This is a genomic window from Klebsiella sp. KE9456, assembly GCF_043832615.1.
GTDB lineage: Bacteria > Pseudomonadota > Gammaproteobacteria > Enterobacterales > Enterobacteriaceae > Klebsiella > Klebsiella indica.
In genome coordinates this window covers 41396-54198 of record NZ_JBDYQK010000021.1, presented here as the reverse complement: position 1 = coordinate 54198, position 12803 = coordinate 41396, and the positions used below count along the sequence as shown (strand labels likewise).

Below are 12803 nucleotides of genomic sequence, written 5' to 3'. Positions count from 1 at the left end.
TAACAAATTATTTAAGGTTTGCTATCTTAATGAGCGAGCAAACCAAATTCTCAGGTTGCGCCGCGTAAAAAATCACTCAAATGATTCTGGCCCAACAACCCGTTCCCTGGTGTTGGCGCAGTATTCGCGCACCCCGGTTTATCCGGGGTCATTTTTTCTCCGCCGCCGCGACCCATGCTTTTAGCACGGCTACATCGCTTTGCCACTCGGATTTCATCTCTTCAACCCATTCAGCAACATTATCTGACCATGCGGGCAGATCCGGTGTTTGAATCTGCTGACCAAGCTGCTGAATGTGACGTAAGCCGATTGAGCCCGCAGCCCCCTTTATCTTATGTCCTTCATCGACAATCCCTTTTTGGTCATGCGCGGTCAGATTTGATTCGAGTACAGCCAGATAACCCGGCATCATTCTCTCAAAAACCGCCAGACCATCATTAATCAACTTTGGTCCCACCAGCGAGATGTATTGCTCAAGCATGGGAATATCCAGCACAAAAGTCGATTTATCGACATCTATAGAGGGCATCTCGTTCTCTTCCTCTTCCGGTGAATCCCAGTATTTCTTGATAATCGCGGTTAACGCCGGAACAGAGAGTGGCTTACTGAGCACATCGTCCATCCCTGCCTCCAGATACTCTTTTTTATCCTTCAGTACGTTAGCCGTGAGCGCCACCAACGGCGGAAGTTGATCAGCAGTGAAACGTTGCTTCAACTGACGAGAGATATCCAGGCCCGTCATATCCGGCAATTGAATATCCAGCAGCACCAGATCATATTCACCGGGGGTAAACATCTCCAGCGCGGCTTTCCCGGTCATAGCCACATCCACGCTGTTACCCAGTTTCTCCAGCACCGAGCGCGCGACAACCACGTTTAATTCGATATCCTCCACCAGCAGCACATTCAGTGCGGGTAATGGCATATCATCTTGCGCCAGAGTATCTTCCACTTCTTCCGCAACGGCAGGCGCATGTACGGTGAGAGTGAAGATCGCTCCCTTACCTGGCTGACTGGAAACGCAAATATCGCCCCCCATATTCCGCGCCAGGCGACGTGATACGGCGAGGCCGATGCCGGTACCGGTTGCCGGTTTGCCGCCATGGCTATCTTTGACCTGATAATACATCGCGAAAATCTTATCCTGCTCCGCTTCAGGAATGCCGATCCCCGAATCTTCCACTTCAAAGTGCAGGATATCGCCTGCATCATAGCGCACGCGAACGTTCACACACCCGCCTTGCGGGGTAAACTTCACGGCATTACTGATAAGATTCCACAAAATTTGACGCAGACGCGTACCATCGGTGATCACTTTATGCGGCAGCGGCAAGGTAGGTTCCAGCACAAATTGCAGACCTTTCTGCTGCGTCTGAAGGCCAGAGAGGTTTTCCAGATCGGCAAGGAAACCGGTGAAATCAACCGGCTGGTTGTCCAACTGAATTTTACGCCGTTCCATCTTATCCATCTCAATAATATCGTTGAAGATATTACCCAGCGTTACTGCAGAGACATGGATAGTTTTCAGGTATTTTTCCTGTTCGTCAGTCAGTTCGGTATCCAGCAGGATCCGGCTAAGCCCCACGATGCCATTAAGCGGTGTACGCAGCTCGTGACTGATTGTTGAGATGAAGGTGGTCTTATCCCGGCTGGCCCGCTCCAGCGCATCCTGGTAGCGCTTACGTTCGGTAATATCGCGACCAAACCCCATCAGCCCACGCCGTTTACCAACACGGTCATAGTACGGCACTTTACGGATTTCAAAGCAGGCTTTCCGCCCGTCCGGGTAATCCAGCCACTGTTCATAGGTCAACGAAATGTTATGACGGAAGACTTTCTCATCCGTCTCCAGCACCTTATCCGCCGCCTCTTCGCTGTATACATCCTGTGGCTTCAGGTGAATAAGCTGTTTTTCACTTTTGCCCGTCAATAGCTCCACGGCGCGGTTACAGCCGGAAAACTCTTTATCTTCATTGCGATAGAAGACCAAATCCGGTGATGCATCAAGGAAAGAACGCAGAAAAGAGGACTGCTGTTCAAGCTGAATTTGCGTCTCTTCACGCTCCTTCATTTCTATTTTCAGTTGCTCAAGCGTCGTTTCACGCTCCGCCTCGGCTTTTTCACGCTCACCGATTTCCTGATTCAGTTGAGCGATGTTGTCTTTAAGCTTGACGTTAAGATTGAGATCGCGCTCGCGCATCTCCTCCAGTTTCTCCACCAACCGCGAGAGACGCTGTCTGGACTCTTCCAGTTGCTCAACCACCACCGAGAGGAAATAGACCGCCCACGGGGTGATCAGCAGGCCAAAGAAAATGGAGCGGATAACATCAATACTTTCCACCTGGCCATGCAGCACCATCGTAACGGCCATCTGCACAACAATCGCCAGTACCACCAGCGCCAGAGCCAGTAGCATTGAAAAACGCACCAGACCCAGCTTCATCATCAGGTCAACATAATACTGCGCCAGCATACGAATTTGCTTCATAAGGAATTCCTTAGCGACAACTCCGCACAATAATACTCAATTCTGAGCAAGACGCTGTAAGTTGTGCAAAAAATGCAGAGACCCTTCATACTTCACGCGACAGGCTGGCGCCACGGCAATCCCAGCGCCGCCCCCTGAACGCCATGTTCGCGGAGATATTTATCCAGCTCAACCATTCCGGTCCAGCGATTCTCACACCATAAAGGGGCCAACAGCGTCGGACGACGGGCGCTGGCGGAAATACGGTGATAAATCACCTCAGGTGGAGTATGGCGGATCATCTCTCCAGCGATGGTCGTATAGTCGTCCAGCTCAATCCCCTTCAACCGTCCGGCCTGCCACGCCTTCGCCATGATGCTTCCCTTCACAATATGAAGCGGGTGCAGCTTAATGCCATCCACACCGGTTTCCACCACCTGTTCTAACGTCTCCAGGCATTCTGCCTGCCCTTCCCCCGGCAGGCCGACGATAAGGTGGCAGCATACCTTCAGCCCTCGCTCACGCGCCAGACGCGCAGTACGCTGGTAGCAGGCAAAATCATGGCCGCGATTAATTCGATGCAGCGTCTTATCGTGGGCGGTTTGCAGCCCCAGCTCAAGCCATACCTCGTAACCCTGTTGCCGATATTCGCAAAGCAGATCCACGACGGCGCCTGGGACACAATCCGGGCGCGTACCGACACACAATCCGACGATACTGGCCTGGCTGACCGCCTGTTGATACAGGGCGCGCAGCACCTGTACCTCAGCAAAGGTGCTGGTGTAAGCCTGAAAATAGGCCAGATAGCGCTTAGCCCGATTAACCAACTGCGCCTGATGCGCCAGTTGTTCGACAATAGAGCGATGCTGCTGTTCTTCGTCGGCAAAGGAGGCGACATTGCAGAAAGTACAGCCGCCGCGGCCAATGGTGCCATCACGATTCGGGCAGCTAAAGCCGCCATGCAGCGTCAGTTTATGGACCTTTTCGCCATAGCGACGCGCAAGATCCCCGCCAAACATATTGACTAATTTTTGTAACTGCATAATCTGGTAGACCGGCCTTAAGAAAGGGGCCAAGCCTGCCATTTTTAGCCGCTGACGACGATGACCTGGATCAATCGTCAACGTGGCCGTTTATCCCGTTGCATAAAAAATCAAGATAACTGCAATTAAATTCACCTTTAAGGTAATGAGTTTTCCTTATATATAGCCGCAAATTTACCATTATCTTTATCAGGGCACAAAACAGTGTTAAAAACCAAAAAACAGAAAAAAACAAGAAAAAAAATCCAAAAATAAAAAATAATTAAGCATATAAATACAATATCATGCCATTGATATAGTGAGACAGATCACACTCGATTATGCCCCCCGATACGTTTCAATGGCATTTAAAATGCGATTATTTTAATAAAAATCATCACTTTAAATGTTGTATAGTACATTTTTGTATAAATAAGATTGCCATTTGACGTATGTGTGGATTCCCGATAAGTTGGGAATCCGCTGGAAGCTTTCTGGATGAGCGTTCTGCTCATCATATTTATGCAGTAATTGAGATTCCCTCTTAATAGCAAGTCCTCAAACTTGTGTTCCGATGCGAAAAGGATTTAAAGAGGGCGAATGCGAGGTGTAAACCCCGTCGCCATGCTCTTTCTGTGCCCGTGCGCAATCGGTATCGGAGGGCGTCCCGTAGAGCCTGGGGAGGTTCACTGATATGTTGTACGATAAATCCCTTGAGAGGGATAACTGTGGTTTCGGCCTGATCGCCCACATAGAAGGCGAACCTAGCCACAAGGTGGTGCGAACCGCTATACACGCACTGGCCCGAATGCAGCACCGCGGTGCGATCCTTGCCGATGGAAAAACCGGCGACGGTTGTGGCCTGTTGCTACAAAAACCCGATCGCTTTTTCCGGATTGTTGCGGAAGAGCGCGGCTGGCGTTTAGCCAAGAATTATGCCGTTGGGATGTTATTCCTTAATAAAGATCCTGAACTGGCCAAAGCGGCGCGCCGTATCGTCGAAGAAGAACTTCAGCGTGAAACGCTGTCTATTGTCGGCTGGCGCGAAGTGCCTACCAACGATGGCGTTCTCGGTGAAATCGCCCTCTCCTCGCTGCCACGTATTGAGCAAATCTTTGTTAACGCCCCGGCAGGCTGGCGTCCGCGCGACATGGAGCGCCGTTTATTCATCGCCCGTCGCCGTATCGAAAAACGTCTGCAGGATGATAAAGATTTTTACGTTTGCAGCCTGTCGAATCTGGTCAATATTTATAAAGGTCTGTGTATGCCGGCGGATCTGCCGCGCTTCTACCTGGATCTCGCGGATCTGCGCCTGGAATCAGCCATTTGCCTGTTCCATCAGCGCTTTTCCACTAACACCGTGCCACGCTGGCCGCTGGCGCAGCCGTTCCGCTATCTGGCGCACAACGGCGAAATCAATACCATCACCGGTAACCGCCAGTGGGCTCGCGCCCGTACCTATAAATTCCAGACGCCGCTGATCCCGGATCTCCACGATGCCGCGCCATTTGTCAATGAAACCGGCTCCGACTCCAGCTCCATGGATAATATGCTGGAGCTGCTGCTGGCGGGCGGGATGGACATTATCCGCGCCATGCGCCTGCTGGTTCCGCCAGCCTGGCAGAACAACCCGGATATGGATCCCGAGCTGCGCGCGTTCTTTGACTTTAACTCCATGCACATGGAGCCGTGGGACGGCCCGGCGGGCATCGTGATGTCCGATGGTCGTTTCGCCGCCTGTAATCTTGACCGTAACGGCCTGCGCCCGGCGCGCTACGTGATCACTAGCGACAAACTCATCACCTGCGCCTCCGAAGTCGGTATCTGGGATTACCAGCCGGATGAAGTGGTGGAAAAAGGCCGCGTCGGCCCCGGCGAGCTGATGGTTATCGATACCCGTGAGGGACGCATCCTGCACTCTGCGGAAACCGACAACGATCTGCAAAGCCGCCATCCGTATAAAGAGTGGATGGAGAAAAACGTCCGTCGCCTGGTGCCATTCGAAGAACTGCCCGATGAAGAGGTCGGTAATCGTCAGTTGGATGATGATACCCTCGCCAGCTACCAGAAACAGTTCAACTACAGCGCTGAAGAGCTGGACTCCGTCCTGCGGGTACTGGGTGAAAACGGCCAGGAGGCAGTCGGTTCAATGGGTGACGATACCCCATTCGCCGTTCTTTCCAGCCAGCCGCGTATCATTTACGACTATTTCCGCCAGCAATTTGCGCAGGTGACCAACCCGCCGATCGATCCGCTGCGTGAAGCGCACGTCATGTCGCTGGCCACCAGCATTGGCCGTGAAATGAACGTCTTCTGCGAAGCGGAAGGCCAGGCTCACCGCCTGAGCTTCAAGTCGCCGATTCTGCTGTACTCTGATTTTAAACAGCTGACCACCATGGAAGAAGAGCACTATCGTGCCGACATCCTGGATATCACCTTTGATGCCAGCGAAACCACGCTGGCTGAAACGGTCAAAGTGCTGTGCGATAAAGCCGAACAGATGGTGCGTAATGGTACCGTCCTGCTGGTGCTGTCCGATCGCAACATCGGTAAAAACCGCCTGCCGGTACCGGCCCCAATGGCCGTGGGAGCGATTCAGACCCGTCTGGTGGATAAGAGCCTGCGTTGCGACGCTAACATTATTGTTGAAACGGCCAGCGCCCGCGATCCGCACCACTTTGCTGTGCTGCTGGGCTTCGGCGCGACGGCTATCTACCCGTTCCTCGCCTATGAAAGCCTGGCGAAACTGGTGGATAACAACACGATTGACAAAGCGTACCGTACGGTGATGCTGAACTACCGTAACGGTATCAACAAAGGTCTGTATAAGATCATGTCGAAGATGGGTATTTCGACCGTCGCATCCTATCGCTGCTCGAAGTTGTTCGAAGCTGTGGGCCTGCATCGCGAAGTATCCGACCTGTGCTTCCAGGGCGTGGTCAGCCGTATCGGCGGTGCCGGTTTCGACGACTTCCAGCAAGACCTGCTGAACCTGTCGAAACGCGCCTGGCTGATGCGTAAACCGCTGGCCCAGGGCGGACTGTTGAAATATGTCCATGGCGGCGAATATCACGCCTATAACCCGGATGTGGTGCGTACCCTGCAGCAAGCGGTACAAAGCGGCGAATACAGTGATTATCAGCAGTACGCCAGGCTGGTCAATGAGCGCCCGGCGGCAACGCTGCGCGATTTGTTAGCGGTGACCCCTGACGGGGCCACCGTCAGCCTGGACGACGTTGAACCGGCAAGCGAGTTGTTTAAACGTTTCGACACGGCGGCGATGTCTATCGGCGCGCTAAGCCCGGAAGCGCACGAAGCACTGGCAGAAGCGATGAACGGCATCGGCGGTAACTCTAACTCCGGCGAAGGGGGTGAAGATCCGGCACGCTATGGCACCAATAAAGTGTCGCGCATCAAGCAGGTAGCCTCCGGTCGTTTCGGTGTCACCCCTGCTTACCTGGTCAACGCTGATGTGATCCAGATTAAAGTTGCTCAGGGCGCGAAGCCTGGCGAAGGCGGTCAGTTGCCGGGCGATAAAGTTACGCCATATATCGCCAGACTGCGTTATTCCGTACCTGGCGTGACGCTGATCTCTCCGCCGCCGCACCACGATATCTACTCTATCGAGGATCTGGCGCAGCTGATTTTCGACCTGAAACAGGTCAACCCGAAAGCGATGATCTCCGTGAAGCTGGTTTCTGAACCGGGCGTCGGCACCATCGCGACCGGCGTGGCGAAAGCCTATGCTGATCTGATCACCATCGCCGGTTACGACGGCGGTACTGGCGCCAGCCCGCTATCTTCAGTGAAATACGCGGGTTGTCCGTGGGAACTGGGGCTGGTGGAAACCCAGCAGGCTCTGGTGGCCAACGGCCTGCGTCACAAGATTCGTCTGCAGGTGGATGGCGGTCTGAAAACTGGCCTCGATATCATCAAAGCGGCAATTCTTGGTGCGGAAAGCTTCGGCTTCGGCACCGGCCCGATGGTAGCGCTGGGCTGTAAATATCTGCGTATTTGCCATCTGAACAACTGCGCAACCGGCGTCGCAACCCAGGATGATAAGCTGCGGAAAAACCACTACCACGGCTTACCGTTCAAAGTGACCAACTACTTTGAATTTATCGCCCGTGAAACTCGCGAGCTGATGGCATCGCTTGGCGTGAAGCGTCTGGTGGATCTGATTGGTCGTACCGACTTGCTGAAAGAACTGGAAGGGTTTACGGCTAAGCAGCAGAAGCTGGAACTGTCCCGACTGCTGGAAACCGCGGAACCGCATCCAGGTAAGGCGCTGTATTGCACCGAGAACAACCCGCCGTTCGACAACGGCGTGCTCAATGCGCAACTGCTGCAACAGGCAAAACCCTTTGTTGACAGCAAGCAGAGTAAAACGTTCTGGTTCGATATCCGTAACACCGACCGCTCCGTTGGGGCCTCGCTGTCCGGTTATATCGCCCAGACCCACGGCGACCAGGGGCTCGCTGCTGACCCGATTATCGCCCACTTCAGCGGGACGGCCGGCCAAAGCTTCGGTGTCTGGAACGCGGGCGGCGTTGAACTGCATCTTACCGGCGACGCTAACGATTATGTGGGTAAAGGTATGGCTGGCGGCCTGATCGCCATTCGCCCTCCGGTTGGTTCAGCCTTCCGGAGCCACGAAGCCAGCATCATCGGCAACACCTGCCTGTACGGCGCAACTGGCGGTCGTCTGTATGCGGCTGGCCGCGCAGGCGAGCGCTTCGCGGTGCGTAACTCCGGCGCGATCACCATCGTCGAAGGCATTGGCGACAACGGCTGTGAATATATGACCGGCGGCATCGTCTGCGTGCTGGGCAAAACCGGTGTTAACTTCGGCGCGGGAATGACCGGCGGCTTTGCTTATGTTCTGGATGAAGACGGCGATTTCCGCAAACGCGTGAACCCGGAGCTGGTGGAAGTGCTGGACGTTGAGTCTCTGGCTATCCACGAAGAGCACTTGCGCGGTTTGATTACCGAGCACGTGCAGCTTACCGGTTCGCAGCGCGGCGAAGAGATCCTGGCCAACTGGCCGGCCTTCTCGGCGAAGTTCGCACTGGTTAAACCGAAGTCCAGCGATGTTAAAGCACTGTTGGGTCACCGTAGTCGTTCCGCAGCGGAGCTGCGGGTGCAGGCGCAGTAAGGGGTTAAGATGAGTCAGAATGTTTATCAATTTATCGACTTACAGCGCGTTGATCCGCCGAAAAAAGCGCTGAAGATCCGTAAAATTGAGTTTGTGGAAATTTATGAGCCGTTTTCAGAAGGCCAGGCTAAGGCACAGGCAGATCGCTGCCTGTCCTGCGGCAACCCGTACTGCGAATGGAAGTGCCCGGTGCACAACTACATCCCGAACTGGCTGAAGCTGGCGAATGAAGGGCGTATCTTCGAAGCGGCGGAACTGTCGCATCAGACCAACACGCTGCCGGAAGTCTGCGGGCGCGTTTGCCCGCAGGACCGCCTGTGCGAAGGTTCCTGTACCCTGAACGATGAGTTCGGCGCGGTAACCATCGGCAATATTGAGCGCTATATCAATGATAAAGCATTTGAAATGGGCTGGCGTCCAGACCTGTCTGGCGTAAAGCAAACCGGCAAAACCGTCGCGATTATTGGCGCCGGCCCGGCTGGCCTGGCCTGTGCGGATGTGCTGACCCGTAACGGCGTGAAAGCGGTGGTCTTTGATCGTCATCCGGAAATCGGCGGCCTGCTGACCTTCGGTATTCCGGCCTTTAAGCTGGAAAAAGAGGTGATGACTCGTCGTCGCGAGATCTTCACCGGCATGGGTATTGAATTCAGGCTCAACACCGAAGTGGGCCGTGATGTGCAGCTCGACGACCTGCTGAAAGATTACGATGCCGTATTCCTTGGCGTCGGCACCTATCAGTCAATGCGCGGTGGGCTGGAAAATGAAGACGCCTCTGGCGTGTTCGACGCGCTACCGTTCCTGATCGCCAATACCAGGCAGATTATGGGCTTTGGCGAAACGACTGAGCAACCATTCGTCAGCATGGAAGGTAAACGCGTGGTGGTCCTCGGCGGTGGCGATACCGCAATGGACTGTGTACGTACGTCTATTCGTCAAAACGCCTCTCACGTCATTTGCGCCTATCGCCGTGACGAAGAGAATATGCCGGGCTCTAAACGCGAAGTGAAAAACGCGCGTGAAGAGGGTGTCGAGTTCCAGTTCAACGTCCAGCCGTTAGGCATTGAAGTGAATGCTAACGGTAAAGTCTGCGGCGTGAAGATGGCGCGTACCGAAATGGGCCAGCCAGACGCGAAAGGCCGTCGGCGCGCGGAAATCGTCGCCGGTTCTGAACACGTCGTACCTGCTGATGCGGTTATTATGGCATTTGGTTTCCGTCCGCACAGCATGGAATGGCTGGCGAAACACAGCGTGGAGCTGGATTCCCAGGGGCGCGTCATTGCGCCGGAAGGCAGCGATAATGCCTTCCAGACCAGTAACCCAAAAATCTTCGCCGGTGGCGATATCGTGCGCGGTTCCGATCTGGTGGTGACGGCGATTGCCGAAGGCCGTAAGGCCGCGGATGGGATCCTGAACTACCTGGAAGTGTAATACTTCTGGCTCCCCTGCCACAGCCTGACGCTGATGGATGGGGAGCCAATATTTCTCTGCTAAATATATGCAATTCGTTCTTCGAAAGCCGCTCGCAAATACGGCTGTAACTCAATGTAATACACCTCTCCTGGATTGACCGGGATATGCCTGAAGCGTATTGGTAGCGATATATTTTTCATTTCGAAACTATCACGTCAGGGATGACATGACTGTAACAACACCACCTCAACACGCTGATGATTATCAGCAAATCCATGACGGTATTATTCGATTAGTAGACACTGCCCATACCAAAGCCGTCCGCAGTATGAATGCTTTGATGACGGCAACCATTGGGAAATCGGCAGGAGAATTATCGAGTTTGAACAAGGTGGCGAAGCACGAGCGGCTTAGGGTATTTAACTCATTGAGCGGTTATCCGCAAATTTAAGCCAGCGCTATAAGCGTGAGTTCTCCACCAGGAATCTGTGGCAAATGAGAACATTTTATCTGTATTTTCAGTATATTAATATTCTGCAGACAGTGTCTGCGGAATCTCCACGTTTGATACAACTCACTAAAGTTTTTCCGCTACCCTGGTCAGCTCACGTGAATTTACTATCGGCAAAAAATCCCGACGCCAGCACTTTTTACGAGTATGCACTATCGGAAGAGATAAAACGTTACACCGGATGGCTATAAACCATCCGGTATTTTCATGCCTCTAATAAGCTGGCGCGCACCTTCACCACAGCTTTCTTAATCTCCCCTGGCTCGCCAGCCATACACCCGGGCTTATGGGGTTCCCCCGGCATAAACACGGAGAACATCCCCGGTGTCAGCGTAATGGACTGCTGTTCATGGATGTGGCGGCAAAGCTGGTAATCCTCTTCACCATGCAGCTCCTCGCATTCGCGCGCTGACCCGACTACGCCGAACAGAATGCGCTCCTCACCCGTCAATAACAGCTGAATGTCGATGTACTGCACATGCAGCTCCGCTTTTTTCTCCTGCGGCGACTGCGTGGCAAACTGCATCACATTCATAAACACATCGTCGCCCTGCAATTCGTAGCGCCCGGGCGTTTTCTCCTGCGGCCTTGCCGCCAGCGCCAGGGTTAACGCATCCAGCAATACGGGATGCAGCCCGGCAGACGGTAACGACTGAATTTCTCCCATCAACATCATTTATCTCCCTGAGCTAACAACGCGGCACCCAGTAGCCCCGCGTCATGTCGGTAATGCGCTGCGCTCAACGCCACCTGATAAACCGCCGGTTCCTGCGCCAGAAAGTGGCGTACCTGCGCCAGATATCCCTCAGCTAACCCTACGCTGCCGCCAATAACCACCTGCTGGCAATCCGTTGTCGCTTTAACATCGGCAATTAACCGCGCAACAACCTGCGCGGAGTGCTGAACCAGACGCACAGCCTGTTCGTTCCCGGCCGCCGCATGTGCAAAGACAGTTCTGGCGTCGCACCCGGCCAGGGAACCCTGCGCCGCTGCCGCAATGCCGCGTCCTGAGGCGATAGCCTCCACACAGCCGCGCCGTCCGCACCCGCAAACCGGCCCCTGCGGATCGGCCAGCGTATGCCCCAGATGCCCGGCCAGACCGCTCATCCCGGTGAGCAATCTGCCGTCGCTCACCACGCCGCCGCCAACGCCGGTCGACACGGTAATAAACACCATATCGCGGACATCAGACGTAAGGGCATGGTATTCCGCCCATGCCGCCGCCTGCGCATCATTCACCGCCAGCGTCGGCAGACCGGTAAGATCTTCTAACGTCGGCACCAACGGAAAATGCAGCAGACCACCCAGGTTATGCGGATTTATCGCCAGTAGCGCGCCTTCTCTGATAATGCCGGTAGAGGCTATCGCCACCCGCTGCGCGGTCGTTTGCAGCGGTTCAACCAGCACTTTTAGCGCCTCTCGCAGCGCATCCGGCGTTTTGCTGGCGGGGGTCGGCAATTCACGTCGCTCGCGGATGCGTAAATCATCATCCACCCGCGCGGCAGCCAGCTTGGTGCCGCCAATATCGATCGCCAGCGTGCTCATGACGTCGCCTTTTTCAATGCCGTGTTGTACCACTGACAAATATGTTCCAGCCGCGTAATGGCAGATCCCACTGTCACCGCCCACGCGCCGTGACGCATGGCTTCAGCGGCCTGTGCCGCGTGTTGTAACGCCCCTCGGCAATCACCCGGCATCCGGCATCATGCAGGACTTTGACCAGCGCGAGGTCAGGTTCGTCCGGCGTGTCCGGCGTGGTGTATCCCGACAGCGTGGTGCCGATAATTTCCGCGCCACGTCGCTGACAGGCTAAGCCATCCTCCAGTGACGAGCAGTCGGTCATCGCCAGCAACTGGTGCTGATGAATACGCGCCAGCAGCGCATCGACGGTCGCCGGACGTACACGGTCAGTACCGTCAACCGCAATAATATCCGCCCCGGCCTGTGCCAGCGCATCCACATCCTCAAGGAATGGCGTGATGCGTACCGGGGAGTCGTCAAGATCACGCTTGAGAATACCGATAATCGGTACGGAGACCAGCGCACGGGTCGCCCGCAAATTGTCCACGCCTTCAATGCGTAGCGCGACGGCGCCAGCCTGCTCCGCCGCCAGCGCCATCGCAGCCACGATGTCCGGTTTATCGAGCGGGCTGCCTGGAACCGGCTGGCAGGAGACAATCAACCCGCCATTGGCGGCAATGTTTTTATCCAGTTGTTCAAGTAACGACATATCCACTT

The 12803-nt window shown here is 54.7% G+C and carries 6 protein-coding genes and 2 pseudogenes; 3 read left to right on the top strand and 5 right to left on the bottom strand.

The window, feature by feature from the left end; all coding sequences use genetic code 11:
- Window positions 1-148 precede the first annotated feature (148 nt).
- Window positions 149-2488: an aerobic respiration two-component sensor histidine kinase ArcB gene (gene arcB / locus ABK821_RS19650; RefSeq protein WP_343178490.1), complete on the bottom strand. Its 2340-nt coding sequence runs from the start codon at window positions 2486-2488 to the stop codon at window positions 149-151.
- A 92-nt stretch (window positions 2489-2580) separates the two neighbouring features.
- A complete protein-coding gene (locus tag ABK821_RS19645; RefSeq protein ID WP_138362913.1) occupies window positions 2581-3510 on the bottom strand; it encodes a TIGR01212 family radical SAM protein in 930 nt (309 codons plus the stop codon).
- Between the two features lie 673 nt (window positions 3511-4183).
- Between ABK821_RS19645 and gltB the strand changes: the two genes are divergently transcribed.
- From gltB to ABK821_RS19630, 3 genes and pseudogenes are all read left to right on the top strand, one after another.
- A complete protein-coding gene (gene gltB / locus ABK821_RS19640) occupies window positions 4184-8644 on the top strand; it encodes a glutamate synthase large subunit (protein ID WP_142502751.1) in 4461 nt (1486 codons plus the stop codon).
- A 9-nt stretch (window positions 8645-8653) separates the two neighbouring features.
- Window positions 8654-10072 carry a glutamate synthase subunit GltD gene (gene gltD / locus ABK821_RS19635; protein WP_138362911.1) on the top strand — a complete coding sequence of 473 codons (1419 nt, stop codon included), beginning with the start codon at window positions 8654-8656 and terminating at the stop codon, window positions 10070-10072.
- A gap of 208 nt (window positions 10073-10280) precedes the next feature.
- Window positions 10281-10711, top strand: a pseudogene (locus ABK821_RS19630) (DUF1016 N-terminal domain-containing protein); the annotation flags it as partial.
- 59 nt (window positions 10712-10770) lie between these two features.
- On the opposite strand, the gene nanQ reads toward ABK821_RS19630, so the two are convergent.
- From nanQ to ABK821_RS19615, 3 genes and pseudogenes are all read right to left on the bottom strand, one after another.
- A complete protein-coding gene (gene nanQ, locus ABK821_RS19625; protein WP_343178496.1) occupies window positions 10771-11238 on the bottom strand; it encodes an N-acetylneuraminate anomerase in 468 nt (155 codons plus the stop codon).
- On the bottom strand, window positions 11238-12110 hold the full coding sequence (gene nanK, locus ABK821_RS19620) for an N-acetylmannosamine kinase (protein ID WP_110493748.1): 873 nt from the start codon (window positions 12108-12110) through the stop codon (window positions 11238-11240). The genes nanQ and nanK overlap by 1 nt, the downstream gene beginning before the upstream one ends.
- A 68-nt stretch (window positions 12111-12178) precedes the next feature.
- A pseudogene (locus ABK821_RS19615) lies at window positions 12179-12795 on the bottom strand (N-acetylmannosamine-6-phosphate 2-epimerase); the annotation flags it as partial.
- Between the last annotated feature and the right edge of the window lie 8 nt (window positions 12796-12803).

Coding starts and splice junctions, on each gene's coding strand:
- gltD (WP_138362911.1), top strand. CDS start 8,654: ATGAGTCAGAATGTTTATCAATTTATCGACTTACAGCGCGTTGATCCG.
- nanQ (WP_343178496.1), bottom strand. CDS start 11,238: ATGTTGATGGGAGAAATTCAGTCGTTACCGTCTGCCGGGCTGCATCCC.
- ABK821_RS19645 (WP_138362913.1), bottom strand. CDS start 3,510: ATGCAGTTACAAAAATTAGTCAATATGTTTGGCGGGGATCTTGCGCGT.
- arcB (WP_343178490.1), bottom strand. CDS start 2,488: ATGAAGCAAATTCGTATGCTGGCGCAGTATTATGTTGACCTGATGATG.
- gltB (WP_142502751.1), top strand. CDS start 4,184: ATGTTGTACGATAAATCCCTTGAGAGGGATAACTGTGGTTTCGGCCTG.
- nanK (WP_110493748.1), bottom strand. CDS start 12,110: ATGAGCACGCTGGCGATCGATATTGGCGGCACCAAGCTGGCTGCCGCG.